The sequence below is a fragment of the Leifsonia sp. RCC_180 genome (assembly GCF_058138205.1).
The window spans coordinates 618,888-642,173 of record NZ_CP200340.1; the positions used below are offsets into that span (position 1 = coordinate 618,888).

General features: G+C 69.5%; 20 protein-coding genes. 11 read left to right on the top strand and 9 right to left on the bottom strand.

The genetic code is table 11. From position 1 onward, the window contains the following. Window positions 1–12: 12 nt before the first annotated feature. Together AB7E03_RS03105 and AB7E03_RS03110 are read left to right on the top strand one after the other, a co-directional pair. Window positions 13–645 (top strand): MEDS domain-containing protein, encoded by a 633-nt coding sequence (locus AB7E03_RS03105; RefSeq protein ID WP_489939214.1) that lies wholly within the window; start codon window positions 13–15, stop codon window positions 643–645. Between the two features lie 15 nt (window positions 646–660). Further along, on the top strand, window positions 661–1,614 hold the full coding sequence (locus tag AB7E03_RS03110; protein WP_489939216.1) for a helix-turn-helix transcriptional regulator: 954 nt from the start codon (window positions 661–663) through the stop codon (window positions 1,612–1,614). Window positions 1,615–1,625: 11 nt separating this feature from the next. Here AB7E03_RS03110 and AB7E03_RS03115 read toward each other — a convergent pair whose 3' ends face one another. Genes AB7E03_RS03115 through AB7E03_RS03125 form a run of 3 tightly spaced genes read right to left on the bottom strand, consistent with a single transcriptional unit; the run spans window position 1,626 to window position 4,827 of the window. Next, on the bottom strand, window positions 1,626–2,663 hold the full coding sequence (locus tag AB7E03_RS03115) for a redoxin domain-containing protein (RefSeq protein ID WP_489939218.1): 1,038 nt from the start codon (window positions 2,661–2,663) through the stop codon (window positions 1,626–1,628). Then, window positions 2,653–3,594 carry an alpha/beta fold hydrolase gene (locus AB7E03_RS03120; RefSeq protein WP_489939220.1) on the bottom strand — a complete coding sequence of 314 codons (942 nt, stop codon included), beginning with the start codon at window positions 3,592–3,594 and terminating at the stop codon, window positions 2,653–2,655. The genes AB7E03_RS03115 and AB7E03_RS03120 overlap by 11 nt, the downstream gene beginning before the upstream one ends. A gap of 12 nt (window positions 3,595–3,606) precedes the next feature. Further along, complete coding sequence (locus AB7E03_RS03125) at window positions 3,607–4,827, bottom strand: epoxide hydrolase family protein (RefSeq protein ID WP_489939222.1); 1,221 nt, start codon at window positions 4,825–4,827, stop codon at window positions 3,607–3,609. 252 nt (window positions 4,828–5,079) lie between these two features. Here AB7E03_RS03125 and AB7E03_RS03130 point away from each other — a divergent pair, with 252 nt between their 5' ends. Together AB7E03_RS03130 and AB7E03_RS03135 are read left to right on the top strand one after the other, a co-directional pair. Then, on the top strand, window positions 5,080–6,405 hold the full coding sequence (locus tag AB7E03_RS03130) for an LCP family protein (RefSeq protein ID WP_489939224.1): 1,326 nt from the start codon (window positions 5,080–5,082) through the stop codon (window positions 6,403–6,405). Between the two features lie 51 nt (window positions 6,406–6,456). Further along, the gene (locus tag AB7E03_RS03135) at window positions 6,457–7,854 is read left to right on the top strand and encodes an MFS transporter (protein WP_489939226.1); all 1,398 of its coding nucleotides are present in this window, start codon (window positions 6,457–6,459) and stop codon (window positions 7,852–7,854) included. Here the strand turns inward: AB7E03_RS03135 and AB7E03_RS03140 are convergent. Beyond that, window positions 7,836–8,669, bottom strand: coding sequence for a UbiA family prenyltransferase (locus tag AB7E03_RS03140; RefSeq protein ID WP_489939228.1), 834 nt, complete (start codon window positions 8,667–8,669; stop codon window positions 7,836–7,838). The two genes, AB7E03_RS03135 and AB7E03_RS03140, sit on opposite strands and share 19 nt — an antisense overlap. 73 nt (window positions 8,670–8,742) lie before the next feature. On the opposite strand from AB7E03_RS03140, the gene AB7E03_RS03145 reads away from it, so the two are divergent. The 7 genes from AB7E03_RS03145 (at window position 8,743) to AB7E03_RS03175 (ending at window position 16,970) form a co-directional block, all read left to right on the top strand. Then, window positions 8,743–9,756, top strand: coding sequence for a LacI family DNA-binding transcriptional regulator (locus tag AB7E03_RS03145; protein ID WP_489939230.1), 1,014 nt, complete (start codon window positions 8,743–8,745; stop codon window positions 9,754–9,756). 156 nt (window positions 9,757–9,912) lie between these two features. After that, window positions 9,913–11,649, top strand: coding sequence for a glycoside hydrolase family 13 protein (locus AB7E03_RS03150; RefSeq protein WP_489942848.1), 1,737 nt, complete (start codon window positions 9,913–9,915; stop codon window positions 11,647–11,649). A gap of 39 nt (window positions 11,650–11,688) precedes the next feature. Beyond that, window positions 11,689–13,062, top strand: a complete 1,374-nt coding sequence (locus tag AB7E03_RS03155; protein ID WP_489939232.1) for an ABC transporter substrate-binding protein — start codon at window positions 11,689–11,691, stop codon at window positions 13,060–13,062. 86 nt (window positions 13,063–13,148) lie between these two features. After that, window positions 13,149–14,078 (top strand): carbohydrate ABC transporter permease, encoded by a 930-nt coding sequence (locus AB7E03_RS03160; protein ID WP_489939234.1) that lies wholly within the window; start codon window positions 13,149–13,151, stop codon window positions 14,076–14,078. After that, window positions 14,075–15,079 carry a carbohydrate ABC transporter permease gene (locus tag AB7E03_RS03165; protein WP_489939236.1) on the top strand — a complete coding sequence of 335 codons (1,005 nt, stop codon included), beginning with the start codon at window positions 14,075–14,077 and terminating at the stop codon, window positions 15,077–15,079. Before AB7E03_RS03160 ends, AB7E03_RS03165 begins: the two co-directional genes overlap by 4 nt. Window positions 15,080–15,137: 58 nt before the next feature. Continuing rightward, the gene (locus AB7E03_RS03170; protein ID WP_489939238.1) at window positions 15,138–16,310 is read left to right on the top strand and encodes a glycoside hydrolase family 3 N-terminal domain-containing protein; all 1,173 of its coding nucleotides are present in this window, start codon (window positions 15,138–15,140) and stop codon (window positions 16,308–16,310) included. 111 nt (window positions 16,311–16,421) lie between these two features. Beyond that, the gene (locus AB7E03_RS03175; RefSeq protein WP_489939240.1) at window positions 16,422–16,970 is read left to right on the top strand and encodes a YceI family protein; all 549 of its coding nucleotides are present in this window, start codon (window positions 16,422–16,424) and stop codon (window positions 16,968–16,970) included. Window positions 16,971–17,079: 109 nt separating this feature from the next. Here the strand turns inward: AB7E03_RS03175 and AB7E03_RS03180 are convergent, their stop codons facing one another. The 5 genes from AB7E03_RS03180 to AB7E03_RS03200 all read right to left on the bottom strand — a co-directional run bounded on the left by AB7E03_RS03180 (window position 17,080) and on the right by AB7E03_RS03200 (window position 22,942). Next, entirely contained in the window at window positions 17,080–18,468 is a 1,389-nt protein-coding gene (locus AB7E03_RS03180; RefSeq protein WP_489939242.1) for an NAD(P)/FAD-dependent oxidoreductase, read from the bottom strand. 83 nt (window positions 18,469–18,551) lie between these two features. Further along, the gene (locus AB7E03_RS03185; RefSeq protein ID WP_489939244.1) at window positions 18,552–19,967 is read right to left on the bottom strand and encodes an aspartate aminotransferase family protein; all 1,416 of its coding nucleotides are present in this window, start codon (window positions 19,965–19,967) and stop codon (window positions 18,552–18,554) included. A 2-nt stretch (window positions 19,968–19,969) separates the two neighbouring features. Next, window positions 19,970–20,452, bottom strand: a complete 483-nt coding sequence (locus AB7E03_RS03190) for an Lrp/AsnC family transcriptional regulator (RefSeq protein WP_441782359.1) — start codon at window positions 20,450–20,452, stop codon at window positions 19,970–19,972. A gap of 100 nt (window positions 20,453–20,552) precedes the next feature. Then, on the bottom strand, window positions 20,553–21,716 hold the full coding sequence (locus AB7E03_RS03195; protein ID WP_489939246.1) for an acyl-CoA dehydrogenase family protein: 1,164 nt from the start codon (window positions 21,714–21,716) through the stop codon (window positions 20,553–20,555). After that, a complete protein-coding gene (locus AB7E03_RS03200; RefSeq protein WP_489939248.1) occupies window positions 21,713–22,942 on the bottom strand; it encodes a CaiB/BaiF CoA transferase family protein in 1,230 nt (409 codons plus the stop codon). Before AB7E03_RS03200 ends, AB7E03_RS03195 begins: the two co-directional genes overlap by 4 nt. Window positions 22,943–23,286 lie beyond the last annotated feature (344 nt).

Below are 23,286 nucleotides of genomic sequence, written 5' to 3' on the forward strand. Positions count from 1 at the left end.
GGGAAGTCGGCAATGGCATCTCAGGTCCCCAGCGCGGAAGACCCCGTCACGTTCGCGGGCGGGGTGCTCGACCGTTATCGGCACGTCTGCGCGTTCGTCAACGGATCGGCGGAGGCGGATGCGGTGCTCGACCCGTTCGTGCGGGACGGCGTGGAGGCGGGCGACCGCCTGGTGCACCTGGTCGACACCGCGGCCCCCGGCATCCCCCTCCGACGGCTGCGTCGGCTCGGCTACGACACTGCGGAGCTTCTGAAGGACGGCCGGTGCGAAGTGCGCACCTGGGCGGAGACCTACCTGCGCACCGGTGCGTTCGACCAGGCGGACATGCTGCGGCAGCTCGACGGCATGCTCTTGGCATCGGAGGCGCCGCGCATCCGGCTGCTCGCCGACATGGGCTGGGCCGAGCGCGACGACGACGTGGCCGAAGACCTGATCGAGTTCGAAGCGCGCGCCAACTTCCTGCACGCGCGCCACCGGCACGTCGTGATCTGCGCCTACGACACCTCGCGGTTCGACGGCGCCTTCGTGATCGACATCCTGCGGACGCATCCCATGGTGCTGATCGGCGGGATTTTGCAGCAGAACCCCTTCGTCGTGCCGCCGGACGAGTTCCTGGCGGAGCGGCCGGCCCGGGCCAGGGCCTGAGGGCGGTCGGCAGCGATGGAGGCGGACGACCGGAGGTGGATGCGCGACCTCGGCGCGCTGCTGGCACTCCCGTCGCTCTGGGTCGACCACGCGCCGGGTGAGATCGCCGACGGACTGCTCAGCGTGCTCGTGGGGGTGCTGCGACTGGATGCCGCCTACGCCCGCTTCGAGGTGCCCGGCGGGACGGAGCGCATCGAAGGATGGCGGCCGACCGGGGCCGAGGCGCCGGAGGCGTTCGCGGAGGCGCTGCGGGCGGAGCCCGCGTCCGGCACGGCTGCCGCGGGCGGCGGTATCGCGTTCCCCGAGGGGGCGGCCGGGTTCGCGACGGCGGCCGTGCGGACGACGGATGTGCGTTCGGCGACGGCGGGGGCGATCACCCGGGTGGCCAGTCTGGCCCTCGCGCTGCCATGGGAGTCCGCGAGGGTGCTGGTGGCGGCATCCCGTCCCGACTTCCCGACCGACCGGGAGACGCATCTCCTGAGAGTGGCGGTCGGCCAGGCCGCGATCGCCTTGCATACGGCCAGGCGACTCAGCGCGGAGCAGCGGGCGCGACGGACCGCCGAGGATGCGCTCGAACGGCAGAGTGCGGCGCTTCACTCGCTGCTGGAGGAGGTCGGTCCGGCGCTCACGGCGGTGTCACGACGGGTCCGCCAGGCGTCTCGGGAGGCGGGAGACGCGAGCGTCCCCGTGCCGGTCGCGGGGGTCGCCGGCCTCGGCCGGGTGTTCGCCGCGACTGCGCCCACGCCGCTGGTCGCCGACAGCGCCGACCACCTGGTCGCCACGCTGACCCGCCGGGAACTTGAGGTGCTGGGTCTCCTGGCGCAGGGTCTCAGCAACAAGGAGATCGCGGGGGCCATGTGGCTGAGCGATCGCACGGTGGAGCGGCACATCACGAGCCTGTACCGGAAGATCGGCGTGGCCCGGCGCAGCGAGGCGACCGCCTTCGCCCTGCGGCACGGCGTCGTGTGAACGGGGGACGCCTACCCGAAGGTGAAGCAGTAGGCCTCCAGCCCTGGGCGGTCGAATTCGAGCTCGACCACGGCGTCCTGAATGCGGGAGCCCTGACGGATCAGCTGGAGGGTGTCCTGCCGGTCCACCACGCCGCGGCCGTCCGCGTCGACATCGGTGCCGTGCGCCTCGCCGGGCGGCCGCCCGTCGAGGAGCACGCGGAACGGGATCGGTTGGCCGTCCGCGCCCGGACCCATCACCAGGTTCACGTCGCGCGCGTGGAAGGCGAAGGCGATCCGGCCGCCCGCTTCGTCGAGCACTGCCGCGTGCCGCGCCTGCGTCCATCGGCCGGTCAGACCCCAGCCGTTCAGCGGCAGTTCCCGCCCGCCGTCGTACCGCTCCGAGCGGTCGTAGCGGTCGGTCGCCTCGGAGACGAAGCCGCTGCTCTGGCCGTACCCGAGATAGGTCTCGGGTGAGCGGAGGTCGCGCCAGTCGGCCGCCACCTCCAGCCCCTGCGGATCCACCATGACGAGGTTCAGGTCGAGGTCCCGGGCTCCCGCATCCATCAGCAGCCGCTGGATCATCATCTCGGTGCGCTCGTATTCGCCCTCGCCGAAGTGGTGGTACCGCAGCCGCCCGTCGGCGTCGGCGAGGTAGAACGCCGGCCAGTAGTGGTTGGCGAAGTCCTCCCAGACGCCGTAGTCGTCGTCTACGGCCACCGGGTATTCGACATCGAGCGCCCGGGTGCGAGCGGTCACGTTGGCGCGGTCGTGCTCGAACCCGAATTCGGGAGTGTGGACGCCGATCACGGTCAGCCCGGCGTCCGCGTACTTCGCGTGCCACGCCCGCAGGTACGGAGCGGTTCGCAGCCAGTTGACGCAGGTGTACGTCCAGAAGGCGACGAGCACGACCCGGCCGCGGAGCCCCTCGGGAGTCAGCGGCTCGGAGTTCAGCCAGCCGTTGGCCCGGGCGAACGAGGGGAGCCGGCCCTCGTCAGGAAGCTCCTCGGCGTCGCCCGAGAGCCGGTGGGCGAGGGTGCGGAAGAGCCCGCGGTCGCGGTCATCCGACACGGTCCGCCTCCGATCCGGATGTCGCCGACGCGGTATCGGCCAAGCGCGCGACATCGATGACCGCCTGAGCGAACGCCTCTGGCGCCTCCTGCGCCAGATTGTGGCCGATGCCGCCGGTGAGCAGCCGATGCTCGTACGGCCCCGTGAAGCGGTCGCGATAGGCGGACGGGTCGAGATGGAACGCGCCGTTCGCGTCGCCCTCCAGCGTGATCGCGGGCACCGGGATGACGGGGCGGCCGGCGATCCGCGCCTCCAGTTCGTCGAGGGTCGGGTCGCTGGGGGCGAGCCCGAGTCTCCAGCGGTAATTGTGGATGACGATGTCGACGTGGTCCGGGTTGGCGAACGATGGGCGCGTGCGTTCGAACGTCGCGTCGTCGAAGTCCCAGCGCGGCGAGGCCGTGCGCCAGATGAGCCGCGCGAACTCGTCGCGGTACCGGTCGTAGCCGGCCCGGCCCCGCTCGGTCGCGAAGTAGAACTGGTACCACCAGGTGAGCTCGCCTTCCGGCGGGAGCGGGTTGGCGTTCGCCGCCTGGCCGGCGACCAGGTACCCGCTCGCGGTCACCTGCCCGCGAACGCGCTCCGGCCACAGGGCAGCGACGATGTTGGTCGTCCGTGCTCCCCAGTCGGAGCCGCCGATCACCGCGGAGTCGACGCCGAGCGCATCCAGGAGGGCGACGGCGTCCCGTGCCAGCGCGCCCGGCTGCCCGGTGCGCAGCCCGCCGGGATCGAGGAAGGTGGTCATGCCGTACCCGCGGAGGTACGGCACGATCACGCGGAACCCGGCGTCCACGAGCAGCGGGACGACGCCCTCGAAGCTGTGGATGTCGTACGGCCAGCCGTGCAGCAGCAGGGCGACCGGGGCATCCGCCGGTCCGTCATCGGTGTAGCCGACGTTCAGTTCGCCGGCCTCGAGCTGCAGAACGCGCTCCATCGTCCGCCCCGCTCAGCGCAGCGATCGGAACGTGGCGCGGATCTCCTGCGAGAACAGCTCCGGCTGCTCCCAGGCCGCGAAGTGCCCGCCGCGATCGAGGTGGTTGAAGTGGATGAGGTTCGGGTACGCCTGCGTCGCCCAGCTGCGCGGCGCCGCGTAGATCTCGTCCGGGAACACGCTGACGCCGGTCGGCAGTGCGACGCCCTTCGGCGCGAAGAACGGCAGCTTGCTCTCCCAGTACAGCCGGGCGGAGGAGACCGCGGTGTTGGTCAGCCAGTACAGCGTCACGTTGTCGAGCACGTCGTCGCGGGACAGCCCCTCCGAGCCGCCGGCGAAGACGCGGGCGATCAGGTCGTAGCTGCGGGCGTCGTGGTCGAGCATCCACGCCGCTAGTCCCACGGGGGAGTCCCCGATCCCGTACAGCGTCTGCGGCCGGTTGCCCATCTCCTGCGCATAGGCGAGGCCGTGGGCGTAGAAGAAAGCGAGCTGGTCCCACGCGTAGCGCTCCTCCTCGTCGAGGTCCGCCGGCGGCTCCTCGTGGGCATCGAGCGCCGATTGGATGGCCGGAGGGATGGTCGCGGGCATGTTGGTGTGGATGCCGATGAGCCCCTCGGGGGCCTGCAGCGCCAGCTGCTCTGTCACGGCGTTGCCCCAGTCGCCGCCCTGCGCGACGTAGCGGTCATAGCCGAGGCGGCGCATCAGCTCCGCCCATGCATGGGCGATGCGGATGGGATCCCACCCGGTCGTCCGCGGGTTCCCGGAGAAGCCGTGGCCGGGAAGCGACGGGATGACCAGGTCGAACGCGTCGGAGGCGTCGGCGCCGTAGGCGGTCGGGTCGGTCAGCGGGCCGACGATCTTCAGCTGCTCGATCACGGAGCCGGGCCACCCGTGGGTCACGATCAGCGGCAGCGCATCCTCATGCTTCGAGCGGACGTGGATGAAGTGGATGTCGACGCCGTCGATCTCGGTGACGAACTGCGGCAGCTCCGCGAGCCGGGCCTCCACCTGGCGCCAGTCGTGCTGGTCGGCCCAGTAGTCGGCCAGCGCTCGCATCGTCTCGAGCCGGACGCCCTGCGAGGTGTCGTCGACGGTCTCGCGGTCGGGCCACCGGGTGGCGCGGATGCGGCGGCGGAGGTCGTCCAGTTCCTCGTCGGTGGCGGTGTAGGAGAACGGGCGGATCTCGGCGTCCGCACCGGATGCGGCCGCGTCGGCGCGCTTCTCGGCGATAGTCATGGTGAGGCCCCTCGGGTCGTCGTGGCCGCCGGTCGGCCACGGGTGCGACGATGCTCCGCCCGCGACCGCCGTGGCATCGGGGAGAACCGCCAAGGCCCGCAGCGGGACGACCCCGAATGAGGGGAAACCCTCATCCGCAGGTCGTGCCGGTCCCCGTGTGAGCGTCTTCAGCACTGGATGCGCGCCTCGCAGCCGGAGGAAAGGGAGCATCGCTAGGATTTCGAGCAACGTCCGACGAGCCGAGGGATGCCGATGACCGATCTGCCGCGACGGCACCAGCGTGCCCGCGGACCGGAAGCCGTCCGGCACGGTCGCCTGCCGCGTCGCCGCGGAGCGGTCGCCGCGCTCAAGCTGCTGTCCGCTGTGGTGGTCGTCGTCGTCGTGAGCATCGGGTCCGTCGCCGCCTACGCGGTGTGGGATGTGGCGCGGTCGATCAAGACGGGCGTGCACCTGCAGGCCCTCCCCGGTCAGACGCCGATCCCGCAGGACGTCCCCAACGTCGCCGCCATTCCTGGCGGCGTCAACCTGCTGATCGCCGGCACCGACAGCCGCAGCGACCTCGGCGGCATCTACAACAGCGCCGACGAGCAGGATGCGAGCAGCGGCGCTGGCAACAACGACGTCACGATGCTGCTGCACATCGCCCAGGACCACAAGAGCATGATGGTCGTCAGCTTCCCGCGAGACCTCATGGTGCCCATCCCGGACTGCCCGTCGCCGGACGGCGGCACCATCGACGGCAGTTCCTACGCCCAGTTCAACACGGCGCTGTCGCGGGGCGGCCTGAACTGCGTGGTGGCGACGGTGTCGAAGATGACGGGCTTGAGCATCCCATTCGCCGCGGAGATCAACTTCAACGGCGTCAGCGCGATGTCGAACGCGGTCGGCGGAGTCAACGTGTGCCTCGCGTCGCCGGTCGTCGACGACTACACGAACCCGCCGCTCGACCTCCCCGCCGGCGAGCAGACCATCGTCGGGGATGTCGCCCTCTCGTTCCTGCGCAGCAGGCACGGCGTCGGCGATGGCAGCGACCTGGGCCGCATCTCCAACCAGCAGGTGTTCCTGTCGGCGCTGGCGCGCAAGGTCGTGAGCGGGGGCGTGCTGTCGAACCCTGTCCAGCTGTACGGGCTGGCGAAGGCGGCGGTCGACAACATCACCCCGTCGGACACCCTCACCAACCCGACGACGCTGGTGCAGATCGCACTGGCATTGAAGGACACCGGCCTCGAGAACATGGTCTTCGTGCAGTATCCGGCCGTCAGCGACCCGGACAATCCGAACAGGGTCGTTCCGCAGGAGTCGGCCGCCGACGCCCTCAACGAAGCGCTGGTGAACGACCAGCCCGTGAAGCTGACCGGGTCGACAGGCCGGGCGGCAGAGGATCCGACCGCGACAGCCTCGCCTGCACCGGACGCGGGCGCAGGCGGCGAACCGTCGCCCGTGACGCCGACCGCACCCGCGACCCCGGCGACGCCGGCTCCCAGCGCGACGGACACCGCAGGCGGCGCGGTCGAGCTCCCGTCGACAATCACCGGCCAGACGGCGGCGCAGCAGACCTGCACCAAGGGCAACGACTAGCCACGCCGGTCGTTGTTGCGACGGCCGTGCGCGAGGCCGTTGAATGAGAGCATGACCAACGTACGGATCGAGCGGATGTCGTCGCTCCAGCTCAAGGTGCTCGTCATCGCGATCCTCTCGAGCTTCGTCGCCTTCCTCGACGGCGCCGTCATCAACGTGGCCCTCCCGGCGATCTCGCGTGAACTCGGCGGCGGGCTGCCCTTGCAGCAATGGGTGGTGGATGCCTACCTCGTCACGCTCGGGTCGCTCATCCTGATCGCAGGCTCGCTCTCCGACGTGTTCGGCCGAAAGCGCGTCCTGTACGCAGGACTGATCGGCTTCGGCGTGACCTCCCTGCTCTGCGCGTTCGCGCCGACGGGGATCTTCCTCATCGTCGCCCGCGCCCTGCAGGGCGTCGCGGGCGCGCTGCTCGTGCCCAGTTCGCTGGCGATCATCATCTCCCGCTTCGAGGGAGCCGCACAGGCGAAGGCGATCGGCCGCTGGACGGCGTGGACCGGCGTCGCCATGATCGCCGGACCCGTCATCGGCGGCATCTTCGTGGACACGCTCTCGTGGCGGTGGGTGTTCGTGATCAACGTCATCCCGATCACCATCACGCTGGTGCTGATGATGACCCTTCACGACACCGACAAGGGGATGGGCGGCCGCGTCGACTACCTGGGCGCCGTCCTCGGGTCGGTGGGTCTGGCGGGCACGGTGTTCGCCCTCATCGAGCAGGGCACCTACGGCTGGACCAACCCGCGCGTCTGGATCCCGCTCGTCGTCGGTCTCCTCTGTCTCGCTGCCTTCTTCATCGCCGAGACCAGGGTGAAGCAGCCGATGCTGCCGCTCGGCCTGTTCCGCGTCCACAACTTCTGGGTCGGCAACATCGCTACCTTCTTCGTCTACGCGGCCCTCTCGTTCGGCCCGCTGATCGTCACGCTCTACCTGCAGCAGGTCGCCGGATTCTCGGCCATCGCCGCCGGCTTCGTGTTCATCCCGTCGACCCTCTGCATGCTCCTGCTCTCCGGCCTGTTCGGCGGGCTGGCCGGGCGCTACGGACCTCGGCTCTTCATGGCTGTCGGCCCGGTGATCGCGGCCGTCGGCTTCCTCTGGCTGTTGATGATGGGGACGGACGTGAACTATTGGACGACGCTGCTCCCGGCAGTCCTGCTCTTCGGCGTCGGGCTGTCGATCACCGTCGCGCCCCTCACCAGCGCCATCCTCGGGGCGATCCACCCCGAGCAGGCGGGAATCGCCTCCGCCACCAACAACGCGGTCTCGCGGATCGCGGGCCTTCTCGCCGTCGCCGCGGTGGGCATGATCATCGGCGGGACCCTGGATACGGCGGGGCTGCACCGCGCGATGATCGCCGCGGCCGCCCTGCTCCTCGTCGGAGGCGTGGTGTCGGCCATCGGTATCGAGAACCACGCGCGCGTCGCGGAGAAGATTCAGACGGTCACGGACTGACCGGCGAGCGCGAGCATCGCCACGTCGACGATCGCGCACGTCATGATGAGCTGCATGAGCAGCCTCGTGGGGCTGCGCCGTAGCAGCAGCACGACCCCGGCGACGGCGGCTCCCAGCCCGACTACGAGCCCAGCGATGAGCAGCGGGCGGACGGGCAGGCCGGGGCCGAAGGTGATCAGGAGGGTGGCTATCGCGAGAGCCGCGAAGGCGAGGAGTCCGCTGAGCCGGGCGCCCAGCCGGTGCGGCAGCCCGCGGATGCCGGTGCGGGCGTCGTCCTCGAGATCCGGGAGCACGTTGGTGACGTGCGCAGCGACGCCGAGCAGGGCGCCCGCCGCGTACACCCACCACTGAGGCAGTGCCGGCTGCTCCTGGCCGAGGGTGGCGATGGCCGGGAGGATGCCGAAGCTGATCGCGAACGGCACGAACGAGTAGACGGTCGACTTGAGGCCCAGGTTGTAGGCCCAGCCGCCCGCTATCGCCACGATGTGCGCGGCGAGGGCGCCCCAGCCGAGCGGGATGGTGACGAGAATCGCGAGCGCCAGCGACACGAAGGCGGCCAGCCGGACGGCCGGGACCGAAACGTCACCACGCGCCGCCGGCTTGTCGGTGCGTTCGACGGCGCGGTCGCGGGCCGCATCCAGCCAGTCGTTGGACCAGCCGATCGACAGCTGGCCGAGCAGGATGGCGAGGGCCAGCAGGGCGAGCCGGGCGGGCGGATAGCCGAGGCCGACGCCGAGCAGGGTGGTGATGACCGTGACGACGACGGTGGGCCCGGGGTGACTGGCGAGGAGCAGGGAGATCGCCTTCTTCGCCATGCCGTCATCGTATCCCGGGACCGCCTTGCAAGAAACTTGCGTGAATCCGCAACGACTTGCGTACACTCGCGTCATGTCCAAACGTCTCCTCGAAGTGGCCCGCAAGGTCGGCGTCAGCGAAGCGACCGTCAGCCGCGTGCTCAACGACAAGCCCGGCGTGTCGGATGCCACCCGGCAGGCCGTGCTGACCGCTCTGGATGTGCTCGGCTACGAGCGACCGACGAAGCTCCGAGGCGAGCGTGCCCGGCTCGTCGGGCTCGTGTTGCCAGAGCTCCAGAACCCGATCTTCCCCGCCTTCGCCGAGATCATCGGCGGTGCGCTGGCGCAGAACGGCTACACGCCGGTTCTCTGCACCCAGACGGCGGGCGGGATCTCCGAGTCGGACTACGTCGAACTGCTGCTGCAGCAGCAGGTGTCCGGCGTGGTCTTCGTCGGCGGCGCGTACGCGCAGAAGGATGCGGACCACGCGCATTACGGCCGGCTCACCGACCTGAACCTGCCCACGGTGCTGGTCAACGCTCCGGTCGATTCGCTCCACTTCGCCACGGTGTCCTGCGACGACTCGGTGGCGACGGCCCAGGCGCTGACACACCTGCGCTCTCTCGGGCACGAGCGGATCGGGCTGCTGCTCGGCCCGCGCGACCACGTCCCGTCGCAGCGCAAGCTCGAGGCCGCGCGGCGCATCGTCGAGGGATGGGGCACCCAGCTCGACGAGTCCCTGGTCGTGCACTCGCTGTACTCCCTGGAGGCCGGTCAGGCGGCGGCGACGCGGCTGCTCGCGGCCGGTGTCACGGCGATCGTCTGTGCGAGCGACCCCATGGCGCTTGGCGCGATCCGCGCCGTCCGGCGGGCCGGGTTGTCGGTGCCGCGGGATGTCTCGATCGTCGGGTTCGACGACTCCGCGCTGATGAACTGCACCGAGCCCCCGCTCACCACCATCCGGCAACCGATCGAGCCGATGGGCCGCACGGTGATCGAGTTGCTGCTGCGTCAGATCTCGAGCGATTCGGCCATCCGCGACGAGCTCTTCTTCGAGCCTGAGCTGGTCGTCCGCGGCTCCACGGGACCCGTCCCGCACGCGGCCTGACGTGCAAGCGCACGCAAATGTGCGCAAACCAATTACGTGTTGTTGAGTTCTTGCGTCATCTTGTCGTCTTAGCTACATTTCGGACAACGACGACGGCGCCGAGCCGGTTCGTCGCGACGACAGACGACCGAAGGGCTCAGCGTGGACCTCACTGTGATGGATGGCGGCACCGCCGCACCCGTCGCCCCGGCAGGCGGTGCAGCGGCAGCCGCGGCCGGTGCCGCCGGCCCGACACCGCCGGCCGACGACCCGCAGTGGTGGCGCAGCGCCGTGATCTACCAGATCTACCCGCGCAGCTTCGCCGACGGGAACGGGGACGGCGTCGGCGACCTCGCCGGGGTACGGCAGCACCTGCCGTACCTCGCCGACCTCGGCGTCGACGCGATCTGGTTCACGCCCTGGTATGCGTCGCCGCTCGCCGACGGCGGCTACGACGTGGCCGACTACCGCAGCATCCACCCGGCCTTCGGTGACCTGCACGAGGCGGAGGCGCTGATCGCCGAGGCGCTCGACCTCGGCATCCGCACGATCATCGACATCGTTCCGAACCATGTGTCGGACCGTCACCGCTGGTTCCAGGAGGCGCTGGCCGCTGTGCCCGGATCGCCTGAGCGCGAGCGGTTCTGGTTCCGGCCCGGCCGCGGGGAGCAGGGCGATGAGATGCCGACGTCGTGGCCCTCGAACTTCTCCGGCGACACCTGGACGCGCACGACGAACCCCGACGGGACGCCCGGCGAGTGGTACCTCCACTTGTTCAGCCCGCAGCAGCCCGACCTGAACTGGAACCATCCGGACGTTCGGCGGGAGCACGAGGACATCCTGCGCTTCTGGTTCGATCGCGGCGTCGCGGGCGTCCGCATCGACTCCGCCGCGCTCCTCGTGAAGGATCCGGCCCTGCCCGAGATCCCCGAGCATCCCGGGGCCGGCGAGCACCCCAATCAGGACCGCGACGAACTGCACGAGATCTACCGCAGCTGGCGCACTCTCGCCGACGCCTACCCCGGCACGCGCGTCCTGGTGGGGGAGATCTGGCTGCCCGACATCGAGCGGTTCGCCCTGTACCTGCGGCCCGACGAGCTGCATACCGCCTTCAACTTCGACTTCCTGGCGCGACCGTGGGATGCGGACGCCCTGCGTGCATCCATCGACGAGACCCTCGCCGCGCACGCGCCGGTGCACGCCCCGAGCACGTGGGTGCTGTCGAACCACGATGTCACCCGTGCGGTCACGCGCTACGGCCGGGAGGACTCGTCGTTCGCCTTCGCGAAGAAGCGCAAGGGCACGCCGACCGACCTCGTCCTCGGCCGCCGACGGGCGCGCGCCGCCGCACTCCTCACCTCGGCGCTTCCGGGCTCGCTGTACATCTACCAGGGCGACGAGCTCGGCCTCCCGGAGGTCGAGGACCTGCCGGACGAACTGCGCGAGGACCCGATGCACGAGCGCTCGGGCGGCGTCGACCCCGGCCGGGACGGCTGCCGCGTCCCGCTGCCCTGGCGCGGAACCACCCCGCCGTTCGGCTTCAGCCCCGACGACGCTTCTGCCGTGCCCTGGCTGCCGCAGCCGGCGGACTGGAGCAGCCTCACCGTGCAGGCGCAGCAGAGCGATCCCTCGTCGATGCTCTGGCTGTACCGGCAGGCGTTGCGCATCCGACGCGCCGAGCCCGCCCTCGGAGACGGCCCGCTCACCTGGCACGCGTCACCCGCCGGCGTGCTGGCCTTCGCCCGCGGAGCCGCGTTCGTCAGCGTCACCAACCTCTCCGGCGGCCCGGTCGCTCTGCCCGAGCACCAGGCGATCCTGCTCAGCAGCAGTCCGCTCGTCGGCGGACTCCTGCCATCCGACTCCACGGCGTGGTTGCGCACCCAGCGGCCGCCCGCGGGGCACCTCACCACCTGAACGCACCATCCACGCATCACACTCGAAAGGGTCCAGACAATGAAGTCAGTACGCACGATCGCGGCGGTCGCCGCGGTCACCCTCGCCGGAGCCGGGCTCCTCGCCGGATGCTCGTCGTCCGGCGGCGAATCCGACGGCAAGGTCCACATCACTGTCGCCAGCCTCATCCCCGGCAGCGACAAGGCCGCCTTCAAGGCCTTCGACGACCGGGTGAAGGAGTTCGAGAAGGCCAATCCGAACGTCGTCATCAAGTCCGAGGAGTACCAGTGGACGGGCCCCACGTTCGCGACGCAGCTCGCGGGCGGCACCCTCCCGGACGTCTTCAACGTGCCGTTCACCGACTCCCAGGCGCTGGTCCAGGCCGGGCAGCTGGCCGACATCACAGCAGAGGTAGACAAGCTCCCGTACGCGAAGAAGTTCAACGAGAACGTGCTGGCCGTGGCGAAGTCCGGCGACAAGGTCTACGGCATCCCGTACGGCCCGTACGCGATGGGGCTCTCGTACAACCGGGACATCTTCCAGAAGGCGGGGCTCGACCCAGACAAGCCGCCGACGACCTGGGACGAGGTCCGTCAGGACGCCAAGACGATCTCCGACAAGGTTCCGGGCGTCGCCGGCTACATGCAGATGACGCAAGGCAACACCGGCGGCTGGGAGCTCACCACCACGGTGTACGCCCGCGGCGGCCGGATGGAGACCACTGACGGCGACACGACGAAGGTCACCACCAACAACCCGGTGACCAAGGAGGCGCTGCAGTGGCTGCACGACCTCCGCTTCGAGGACAACTCGGTCGGCAGCAACTTCCTGCTCGACTGGAGCGGCATCAACCAGGCGTTCGGCGCCGGACAGATCGCCATGTACCCGTCGGGTTCCGACGTGCTCACGGCGCTCGTGCAGCAGAACAACGTCGACCCGAAGAACTACGGGCTGACGATGCTGCCGATCGACGCCAGTAACAGCGACGCGGGCGTTCTCGTCGGCGGCAATGTCGCGGCGGTCAGCCCCAAGTCGTCTCAGGCGCAGAAGGAGGCGGCGGTCAAGTGGATCGACTTCTACTACATGCAGAAGCTGCTCAACAAGGAGCAGGCGATCGCCGACGCCAAGGTGCTGGTGAAGTCCAACCAGCCGGTCGGCGTCCCGACCTTGCCGGTCTTCGACAAGGCCACCTACGACCAGAACATGGAGTGGATCAAGGATGAGGTGAACGTGCCGCAGGAGAACGTGGCGCCGTTCACCGACAAGATCTTCGACGCGAACCTGGTCCCGGAGCCGAACAAGCACTCGCAGGAGCTCTACGGTGCGCTCGACTCGGTCGTCCAGGCGGTACTGACGGATGAGCACGCCGATATCGACGCGCTGCTGACCAAGGTCGACAGCGATATCCAGAAACTCGTCGACGCGGACAAGTAACCGCGAGCAGCAGCCAGCCAGCACGCCCATCCGGCCGGCGGGATGCCCTGCGCATCCCGCCGGCCCTCGGCACCCGGAGAACCACCATGACAACGATCGAACGCCCTCGCGCCCGCCCACGGCGCACACCCCTGACCTGGATCCGCGGCGGGGGACTCAGCAGCCTGCTGTTCCTGCTGCCGATGCTCCTGATCTTCGGCATCTTCTCGTGGTGGCCGATCGTGCGGAGCGTCGTGATGAGCTTCCAACACACCAACCTCGTCTCGGCTCCCACCTGGGTGGGCTGGGACAACTTCGTCCAGGTGGTGAACGATCCGCTGTTCTGGACGGCCGTCGGCAACACCGCGTGGTTCGCCCTCCTCGCGCTGATCCTCGGCTACCCGATCCCGCTGATCGCGGCCGTTCTCATGAGCGAGGTGAAGCGGGCGAAGGGTCTCTACAGCGCGCTCGCCTACCTCCCGGTCGTTGTGCCGCCTGTCGTGGCGGTGCTGCTGTGGAAGTTCTTCTACGACGCCCGCCCCGACGGCGTCTTCAACACGATCCTCGGCTGGGTCGGCATCCCGCCGCAGCCGTGGATCCAGTCGGCCGCGCAGGCGATGCCGTCGCTGGTGGTCGAGGCGACCTGGGCCGCGGCCGGCGGCACGATCATCATCTACCTCGCCGCGATCACGGGGGTGGCCCCCGAGCTGTACGACGCGGCCGAAGTGGATGGTGCGAGCATCTGGCGCAAGATCTGGCACGTCACCCTGCCACAGCTGCGCAGCATCCTGCTCATCACGCTGATCCTGCAGATCATCGGGACGGCGCAGGTCTTTCTCGAGCCGTTCCTCTTCACCGGGGGAGGCCCGGTCGACTCGACGGTCACCGTCCTGCTGCTGATCTACCGCTACGCGTTCCAGAACTCGCTGGGCGGCGACTACGGGGCGGCGACGGCCCTCAGCCTGATGCTCGCCGGATTCCTCGCCGTGCTGTCCCTCGTCTATTTCCGCCTCACCAAGTCCTGGAGCACCAATTGAGCACCTCGACCCAGCTGCCCCCTGAAGTCAGGAACGTCCTCACCGACGTGATCGAGGAGGGCGCAAGCCCCGAGCCGCCACGTCGGCGCGGTCGCCGTGGGCGGCGGCGGGTCGTCGAGGATTCGGGCGACCGCGGCATCCTCTCGATCTCGGACAGGCGCAAGCCCGGGGTCCGTTGGAGCACGCGCGTGGTGCACGGCGTGCTGCTGGTCGTGCTGATCGTCGTCGGGCTCGGCCCGCTGCTGTGGCTCGCGAAGTCGGCCATCACACCCACGGTGGACACCCTCCAGACGCCGATGGCGCTGTTCCCGCACGGCGTCGACTGGGCCAACCTCTCCACGGCGTGGTCGACCGTCCACATCGATGTGCAGTTCGTCAACACGATCTGGGTCGCCGCCGGATCCTGGGCTGCGCAGATCATCGTGGCGACCACTGCCGGGTACGCGCTGAGCGTGCTCCGCCCCGCGTACGGGAAGGTGCTGTACGGCCTCATCCTGACCACCCTGTTCGTGCCGTCGGTGGTGCTGCTCGTGCCGCTGTACCTCACCATCCTGAACCCGCCGCTGCTCGGGACCTCGCTCATCAACACGTTCTGGGCGGTGTGGCTGCCGGCCGGGGCGAGCGCCTTCAACGTAGTGCTCGTGAAACGGTTCTTCGACAACCTGCCGCGGGAGGTGTTCGAGGCGGCGCGGACCGACGGGGCCGGGCCGTTCCGGCTGTTCTGGTCGATCGTGCTGCCGATGTCGAAGCCGATCCTCGGCGTGGTTTCGGTGTTCGCGATCATCGCGGCCTGGAAGGACTATCTGTGGCCCCTGCTCGTTCTGCGCGACCCGGCTCTGCAGCCATTGTCGGTTCGGCTGCCCACGTTGCAGGCGGCGATCCAGCTGGATGTGTACCTGGCGGCGCTCGCCATCTCGACGCTCATCCCGATCGTGCTGTTCCTGGTGTTCCAGGGGCTGTTCCTGCGGAGCGCGGGGCTCGGGGGCGCAGTCAAGGGGTGAGTTCGCTGAGCGGACTGGACTGAGCGGAGCCGCAGCATCGCTGAGTTAACATCGATGGATGCGTGCCGCCCGACGATGGACCGCCGCGGCGGTCGCCGTGGCGCTGTCCGCGACGCTGGCGGGGTGCGTCGGGGCCGCGCCCGCGCATCCACTCAGCGGTTCACCGTCGCCGTCGGCCGCTTCGACACCGACCCCCACGCCGACCGTCGATCCCGTGGTCGCCTACGCGAAGTTGCGTCTGGCCAACCAGACCCTGCGGCAGAAGGTCGCCGGCCTCCTCATGCTGCACCTGCCGGGCACCGATCCGGCGGCCCTGCGCGGGTACGTCGACCGGTACGGTCTCGGCGGCATGATCCTGATGGGCGACAACATCCCGGGCAGCCCCGCCGAACTCGCGGCGCAGACGGGTGCGATGAAGGCGTCCGACCCCGGCCTCCCTCCGCTGATCGCCGTCGACGAGGAGGGCGGGGATGTCACCCGCCTCGCCTGGGACGACCAGCCCGGGGCGGACACCCTGCGATCGCAGGGCCCGGCCGCCACCCAGGCCGCATTCGCTCGGCGCGCGGAGCTGTTGCGGGACGCCGGGATCTCGGTGAACTTCGGGACCGTCGCCGACGTCACCGCCGACCCGCACTCGTTCATCGCCGATCGCGTGCTCGGCACGGAGCCGGGCGGCGCATCCGCTCGGGTCGCGGCGTCGGTCGCCGGCGAGCGGGGGATGGTGTTCAGCACGCTCAAGCACTTCCCTGGGCACGGCGAGACCGAGGCCGACTCGCACCACGCCGTCCCGGCGACGCCGGTGACGAAAGCGGACTGGGCCGCGCGCGACGCGCCTTCGTTCCGGGCGGGCATCGGCGCAGGGGCGGAGCTGGTGATGTTCGGCCATCTCGCCTACACGCACGTGGATGCGGCGCCCGCGTCTCTGTCGCCCGCCTGGCACCGCATCCTCACCGACGAGCTCGGGTTCCGCGGCGTCAGTATCACCGACGACCTGCGGATGCTGCAGGACACCGGCCTTCCGCAGTATCAGGACCCGGGCGAGAACGCAGTGCAGGCGTTCGCGGCGGGCAACACGATGGTGCTCGACGTGCTGCCCGCGGGCGGCGATCCGGATGCCCTCATCGACGCGGTGGTGGCGGCGGTGCAGCAGGGGCGCATCCCAGCCGCTCAGATCGATGCGGATGCGCTGAAGGTGCTGGAACTGCGGCGGTCGCTCGCGCCGAAAGGGTGACGCGTCAACTTTTTTTCCTGGATCCGGAATAGACAGCCGATCCATACGCTTGCATGTACTCGAACGCGGGCGGACCGGCTGCCCTGCGCACAGATTCCACGAGGAGACACCGTGACCATCGAGATCCCCGGCTACAAAGCAGGCACCTGGACCATCGACCCCACCCACAGCGAGGTCGGCTTCAGCATCCGCCACCTGATGATCAGCAAGGTCAAGGGCGTGTTCGAGAACTTCGACGCCACCTTCGTCACCGCCGAGAACCCGCTCGAGTCGAAGGTCACCGCGAAGGCCGACGTCGCCTCCATCAACACCAAGGACAAGAACCGCGACGCGCACTTGCGCACCGGTGACTTCTTCCTCGCCGACGAGCACCCGACCATCGACTTCGTCTCGACCGGTGTGCGCCACGAGGGCGGCGACTTCCTCGTCGACGGCGACCTCACCATCAAGGGTGTCACCAAGCCCGTGACGTTCGAATTCGACTTCGGCGGCTTCGGTCAGGACCCGTACGGCAACTACAAGGCCGGCGCGACCGCGAAGACCAAGATCAACCGCGAGGAGTTCGGCCTCACCTACAACGCCGCGCTCGAGACCGGCGGAATGCTCCTCGGCGACGAGGTGACCATCACCCTCGAGCTGCAGGCCGTCCTCGCCGCCTGAGCTTCTCGACCCCCTACCCCGCCCCGACCGTCGAGTCCGCATCTTTTGCACACGACACGCCCTGCGTGCGTGCAAAGTTCGCGGACTCGATGGTGGGAGGCGGGGTTCTTTAGTGGCCCAGGAGAGGGGCGAGGGTGCGGGAGACTACGGATGGGCGGCGCGTGACGCCCTCCTCGAGATCGGCCGACTCCATGGCGACGAGGCCGGCGTTCGCGCCGGCGAAGCGCAACGGCTCCGGCTCCCAGCGCGGGGAGCGGTGGCCGACCCAGGGGAGTGCGGTGAGCTCCGTCCGCGTCTCGGTCAGCAGGTCTGCGAGGGTCCGCCCGGCCAGGTTCGTCGTGCTCAGGCCGTCGCCGACGTACCCGCCGGCCCAGGCCTCGCGCGCATCCTTCTGGTAGCCGACGCTGGCGTGCCAGTCGCGCGGAACGCCGAGCGGACCGCCCCAGTGGTGCGTGATCCGGGCGCCCGCAGCATCCGGGAACAGGTCGAACAGCGTGTGGATGAGGTGCTCGCGCACCCGCGGCGACCGGTCGTACTCCGGGCGGATGGCACTGCCCAGGTGGTACCGCGCGCCGCGCCCGCCGAAGGCGAACCGGTTGTCGGCAGTGCGCTGCCCGTAGACGATGAGGTTGCGGAAGTCGGTGAACGTCTGGCCGTGGTGGATGCCGATGCGATCCCAGGTGGCGTCGGGCAGCGGCTCCGTCGCGATCATCAGCGAGTAGAGGGGCAGGATGCGCCGCCCGACCTGCGGCAGCTGCGAGCCGTAGCCCTCGGTCGCGTTGACGACCGTGCCGGCGCGCACCACGCGGTCGGCGCCGCCCGAGCGGACCTGGACGGTCCCGTCCCCCCATGATAGCGCCACGGTCTGCTCGGCGATGGTCGCACCGCGACGCTCGACCACACGGGCGAGGCCCCGCACGAGCTTGGCCGGGTGGATGCGCGCGCAGGCCGGCGTGAAGGTCGCGGCCACCGCATCCGTCACACCGAAGCGGTTCCGCACAGTCTCAGTGCCCCATAGCGCCACCTGGTCGACGCCGTAGCGCTCCGACTCCTCGAACTCGGCGCGCGCGGCCACCAGCTGCGGCGCCGAGCGGGCAAAGGTCACGGTGCCGCCGCGCGCGAAGTCGATGTCGACGCCTTCCGCCTCGGCGACACGGCCGACCTCATCCACCGTGTCGACCATGGCCCGCCGGGTCGCGACGGCGGCGTCGAAGCCGTAACGCTTCTCCAGCTTCGACGCCGACCACGGGAACAAGGAAGAGCACCAGCCGCCGTTTCGTCCGGAGGCGCCGAAGCCGGCGACCTCCTTCTCCAGGAGCGCGATGCGCAAGGCGGGGTCGCGTTCCTGAAGGTAGTACGCCGTCCAGAGCCCGGTGAGGCCGGCGCCGACGATCGCGACGTCCACATCCAGGTCACCGGAGAGCCCGGGCCGCGGCCGGAAGCCGTCCTCCTGGTCGGCGATGGAGTCGAACCAGAAGCCGACGTTGCGGTAGTCCATGCGGTGCCTCCCTTAACCCAGTGGTCCCAACACGCCGTTCGCGTCACGGACGTGACGGCGTGTTGGGACCACTCGATGTCGAATTACAGGTGGTTGGATGCCTCCGTCAGCACCGACTCCAAGATCTGCCGGATCTCGACGAATTCGCTCGGCCCGATGGTGAGCGGCGGCGCGAGCTGGACGACGGGGTCGCCACGGTCGTCGGCGCGGCAGTACAGGCCGGCGTCGAACAAGGCCTTCGAGAGGAACCCGCGGAGCAGGCGCTCCGACTCGTCGTCGTTGAAGGTCTCCTTGGTGTTCTTGTCCTTCACCAGCTCGATGCCGAAGAAGTACCCGGCGCCGCGGACGTCGCCGACGATCGGGAGGTCGAGCAGCTTCTCGAGCTCGGCCCGGAACAGCGGCGAGTTCTCGCGGACGCGCTCGTTGAGTCGCTCCTCCTCGAAGATGTCGAGGTTTTCCAGCGCCACCGCGGCCGAGACGGGGTGACCGCCGAACGTGTACCCGTGGTAGAACGACGTGTCGCCGTGCCTGAAGGGCTCGTAGAGGCGGTCGCTGATGATCGTCGCGCCGATGGGGGAGTAGCCGCTCGTCATGCCCTTCGCGCAGGTGATCATGTCCGGCACGTAGCCGTACTCGTCGCACGCGAACATGTGGCCGATGCGGCCGAAGGCGCAGATGACCTCGTCGCTGACCATGAGCACGTCGTACTTGTCGCAGATCTCACGCACGCGCTGGAAGTAGCCGGGAGGCGGGGGGAAGCATCCACCCGAGTTCTGCACCGGCTCGAGGAAGATCGCGGCGACGGTCTCCGGACCCTCGAACTGGATCATCTCCTCGATGCGGTTCGCGGCCCAGACGCCGAAGGCCTCGAGGTCGTCGGACGGGGCGCCCATCTCATCCGCACGGTAGAAGTTCGTGTTCGGGACGCGGAACCCGCCGGGGGTGAGCGGCTCGAACATCTCCTTCATGGCCGGGATGCCGGTGATCGCGAGCGCGCCCTGCGGGGTGCCGTGGTAGGCGACGGCGCGGGACAAGACCTTGTGCTTGGTCGGACGGCCCTGCAGCTTCCAGTAGTACTTAGCGAGCTTGAAGGCGGTCTCGACCGCCTCGCCGCCGCCGGTGGAGAAGAAGACGCGGTTGAGGTCGCCAGGAGCGTAGGAGGCCAGCCGGTCGGCCAGCTCGATGGCGTTCGGGTGGGCGTAGGACCAGATGGGGAAGAACGCCAGCTGCTCCGCCTGCTTGGCCGCCGTCTCGGCGAGGCGCTTGCGTCCGTGGCCCGCATTCACGACGAACAGGCCCGAGAGGCCGTCGATGTACTGCTTGCCGTGCGAGTCGAAGATGTGGTGGCCCTCGCCACGGGTGATGATCGGGACGCCGTGGCCCTCCTCCATCACCGACTGGCGTGCGAAGTGCATCCAGAGGTGGTCGCGCGCCTTGGCCTGCAGCGCAGCCTCCTCGGCCTCGATCGGCTCGCCGAACGTTTCTACGGTTGTCGTCATGGTTATCGCGTTCCCCAGTTGTAGAACTGTTTGTGGAGTTTCAGATACACGAACGTCTCGGTGGAGAGCACGCCCTCCAGCGTCCGGATCTCGGAGTTGAGCATCGTGATGAGGTCGAGGTCGTTCTCGCACACCACCTCGGCGAGGATGTCGAAGGTGCCGGCTGTCAGCACCACGTAGTCCACGTCCGGCATGGCCGCCAGCTTGTCGGCGACCGCACGCGTGTCGCCCGTGCAGCGCACGCCGATCATCGCCTGCCGGTAGAAGCCGAGCTGCATGGGGTCGGTCACGGCCACGATCTGCATCACGCCCGACTCGGTCAGCTTCTGCACGCGTTGGCGCACCGCCGCCTCGCTGAGACCGACGGCTTTGCCGATCTCCGCGTACGACTTGCGACCGTCCACCTGCAGTTGTTCGATGATCGCCTTGGAGACATCGTCGATGACCGCAGCCTTCTGGCCGTTCGCTGCCCGAGGGGTACTCATGGAGCGATTCTGTCAGTGGATCGGGCACCTGGCAAGCGATTCCGCACGAATTCGGGCATTTGGATGACGAAATCAGCAGGACAGCGCCCGAAACGCATGCCTATTCGAACGCAGCCAGCCCGGTCAGCGCCCGGCCGAGGACGAGCGTGTGGATCTCGTCCGTCCCTTCATAGGTGCGCACGGACTCCAGGTTCGCCATGTGGCGCATGACAGGGAAGGCGCTGGTGATGCCGTCGCCGCCGAGGATGGTCCGCGCCTCCCGGGCGATCGCCAGCGCCTCCCGCACGCTGTTCAGCTTGCCGACGCTGATCTGGGTGGGCGTGAGGCGCCCGGCCTCCTTGAGCCGTCCCAGATGGAGCGCCAGCAGCATCCCCTTCTCGTACTCCACGAGCATGTCGGCGAGCTTCTGCTGGATGAGCTGGGTCGCGCCGATCGGTCGCCCGAACACCTCCCGGCTGGTGGCGCGCTCGATCGACACCTCGAGGCAGTCCCGGGCCGCGCCCATCGCGCCCCACACGATCCCGTACCGCGCCTCGTTGAGGCAGGAGAACGGCCCGGAGAGCCCGCGCGCGCCGGGAAGCTGCGCCGAGGCGGGGAGGCGGACCTCGTCGAGGACGACGTCGCACTGCACGGAGGCGCGCATCGACAGCTTGCCGTCGATGGCGGTCGCAGTGAAACCCGGCGTCGAGGTCGGGACGAGGAACCCGCGGACACCGTCGTCGGTCTGCGCCCACACGACCGCGACGTCGGCGAGGCTGGCCAGGCCGATCCAGCGCTTGGTGCCCGTGAGGATCCAGTCGTCGCCGTCGCGGCGGGCCCGTGTGCGCATGGCGGCGGGGTCGCTGCCGCCGTCCGGCTCGGTGAGGGCGAAGCAGCCGATCCGCTCGCCGCGTGCCATCGGCGCGAGCCACTCCGTCTTCTGCTCGTCGGAGCCGAACTTCGAGATGGCGCTCATGGCGAGCGAGCCCTGCACGGAGACGAACGTGCGCCAGCCGCTGTCGGCCGCTTCCAGCTCGTGGCAGACCAGTCCGTAGGCGACAGCTCCCGCGCCGGCGCATCCCTCGTCCTTCAGGTGCATGCCGAGGAAGCCAAGGGCGCCCAGCTCGGCGACGAACTCGCGGCGGAAGTGCTTGTCCTCGAAATCCTGCTCGATGACCGGCCGGATGCGGTCGGTGGCGAACGTGCGGGCACGGTCGCGCCAGCCGCGCTCCTCATCGGTGAGGAGGGGGTCGAGGCTGAAGGCTTCCTCGAGGGTGGTCGTCACGGTCGGGTCCTTTCTGCGTCGGCTGGGTCTTCGGTGTCGTCGACTTCGTCGGCCCACCGTGCGCTGTGCGCGCCCAGGAGCGGTGGCGGAGTTCGGTGGATGGCCGGGGCCGCATCCAGTCCGATGGGCGTCGCCGGGGTGCGGGACACGCGGCCGGTGTCCGGGTCGGTCGTCGTGACGACGGGGTCGAGGCCCAGGGACTCGGCGAAGGCGAACGCCTCGGCGACGTCGTTGACCAGGCCGGCGGGCACCCGCACCGCCGTCAGTTCGTCCACCCAGACGGCGGCTGGACGGGCAGCCAGGAGCGGATCCAGCACCTCCCGCAAGGCCGGGCGGTTGCCGACGCGCGCCTCGTTCGTCGCGAAGCGGCCGTCGGCGGCGAGCCCGGGTCTGCCGAGGGCTGTGGCCAGTGCCGCGAACTGCCGGTCATTGCCTACTGCGAGGACGAGCACGCGATCGGCCGCGCGGAAGAGCTCGTACGGCGCGATGCTCGGATGCGCGTTGCCCAGCCGGGTGGGGGAGAGTCCGGTCGCCAGCGTCGCAGACGCCTGATTGGCGAGGGCGGAGAGCAGCGAGCTGAGGAGGTCCACCTCCACCCGCGAGCCGCGGCCGGTCGCATCCCGCTGCCGCAGGGCGAGCAGGATGCCGGAGAACGCGTTCAGGCCGGTGAGCACATCAACGACCGCGACACCGACCTTGGTGGGCTCTCCGTCTGGCGCGCCGGTGATGCTCATCAGCCCGCCGACCGCCTGCACGAGCAGGTCGTAGCCGGGCAGGGGAGCCCCTTCGCCGCGTCCGAAGCCCGTGATCGAGCAGTAGACGAGGCGCGGGTTGGCCTCGCGGAGGGAGGCCTCGTCGAGGCCGAACCGCTCCATCACGCCCGGGCGGAAGTTCTCGACCACGACGTCGGCCGTCGCGGTCAGTCGCCGGGCTGCAGCCAGGCCGTCGGGGGTGGTGAGGTCACAGACGACCGAGCGCTTGTTGCGGTTCACCGCACCGAAGTAGGTGGACTCGCCGGCGTCATCCACCGGCGGTCGCCAGGCACGGGTGTCATCGCCCGACGGGCTCTCGATCTTGACGACGTCGGCGCCGAAGTCGGCCAGCATCATGGTGGCGTACGGACCGGCGAGCACCCGGGAGAAGTCGGCGACGCGGATACCGTTGAGCACGCCGCCGGGCACGCCGGTCGCTACGCCGGTCGTGTGCGGGGGAACGCCCTCGGCCATGCTCGCTCCTTCGCTCGACGCCGCTTCATCCTAGGGGCGCGCAAACGGGGATCGACGTCAGGGCCTGTAGAAGGTGAGCGTGAGCAGCACGAGACCTCCTGTGAATCCGACTCCGCCGAGGACCATAGAGCCCTTGTTGGTAGGCCAAAACCCGCCATCATTGTCGCGACCGACGGAGAAGACCATCACTGTCGCGCCCAGGACGATGGCCGCCAATGAAAATGGGGGAACGACCAGCAGCATCGTGACGAATGAGGCCGTGTCGTGGTTGCTCGACCCAGAGGGAAACCCCTCGATGAGTCAGACGTTGGGCTCAGCAGATCGAGACGCGGGAGTTGCACGCG

Excerpts from the sequence above, each read along its gene's own strand:
- AB7E03_RS03130 (WP_489939224.1), top strand. The coding sequence starts at position 5,080 with ATGACCGATCTGCCGCGACGGCACCAGCGTGCCCGCGGACCGGAAGCC.
- AB7E03_RS03125 (WP_489939222.1), bottom strand. The coding sequence starts at position 4,827 with ATGACTATCGCCGAGAAGCGCGCCGACGCGGCCGCATCCGGTGCGGAC.
- AB7E03_RS03135 (WP_489939226.1), top strand. The coding sequence starts at position 6,457 with ATGACCAACGTACGGATCGAGCGGATGTCGTCGCTCCAGCTCAAGGTG.
- AB7E03_RS03155 (WP_489939232.1), top strand. The coding sequence starts at position 11,689 with ATGAAGTCAGTACGCACGATCGCGGCGGTCGCCGCGGTCACCCTCGCC.
- AB7E03_RS03180 (WP_489939242.1), bottom strand. The coding sequence starts at position 18,468 with ATGGACTACCGCAACGTCGGCTTCTGGTTCGACTCCATCGCCGACCAG.
- AB7E03_RS03120 (WP_489939220.1), bottom strand. The coding sequence starts at position 3,594 with ATGGAGCGCGTTCTGCAGCTCGAGGCCGGCGAACTGAACGTCGGCTAC.
- AB7E03_RS03110 (WP_489939216.1), top strand. The coding sequence starts at position 661 with ATGGAGGCGGACGACCGGAGGTGGATGCGCGACCTCGGCGCGCTGCTG.
- AB7E03_RS03160 (WP_489939234.1), top strand. The coding sequence starts at position 13,149 with ATGACAACGATCGAACGCCCTCGCGCCCGCCCACGGCGCACACCCCTG.
- AB7E03_RS03185 (WP_489939244.1), bottom strand. The coding sequence starts at position 19,967 with ATGACGACAACCGTAGAAACGTTCGGCGAGCCGATCGAGGCCGAGGAG.
- AB7E03_RS03140 (WP_489939228.1), bottom strand. The coding sequence starts at position 8,669 with ATGGCGAAGAAGGCGATCTCCCTGCTCCTCGCCAGTCACCCCGGGCCC.
- AB7E03_RS03150 (WP_489942848.1), top strand. The coding sequence starts at position 9,913 with ATGGATGGCGGCACCGCCGCACCCGTCGCCCCGGCAGGCGGTGCAGCG.
- AB7E03_RS03170 (WP_489939238.1), top strand. The coding sequence starts at position 15,138 with ATGCGTGCCGCCCGACGATGGACCGCCGCGGCGGTCGCCGTGGCGCTG.
- AB7E03_RS03145 (WP_489939230.1), top strand. The coding sequence starts at position 8,743 with ATGTCCAAACGTCTCCTCGAAGTGGCCCGCAAGGTCGGCGTCAGCGAA.
- AB7E03_RS03105 (WP_489939214.1), top strand. The coding sequence starts at position 13 with ATGGCATCTCAGGTCCCCAGCGCGGAAGACCCCGTCACGTTCGCGGGC.
- AB7E03_RS03190 (WP_441782359.1), bottom strand. The coding sequence starts at position 20,452 with ATGAGTACCCCTCGGGCAGCGAACGGCCAGAAGGCTGCGGTCATCGAC.
- AB7E03_RS03200 (WP_489939248.1), bottom strand. The coding sequence starts at position 22,942 with ATGGCCGAGGGCGTTCCCCCGCACACGACCGGCGTAGCGACCGGCGTG.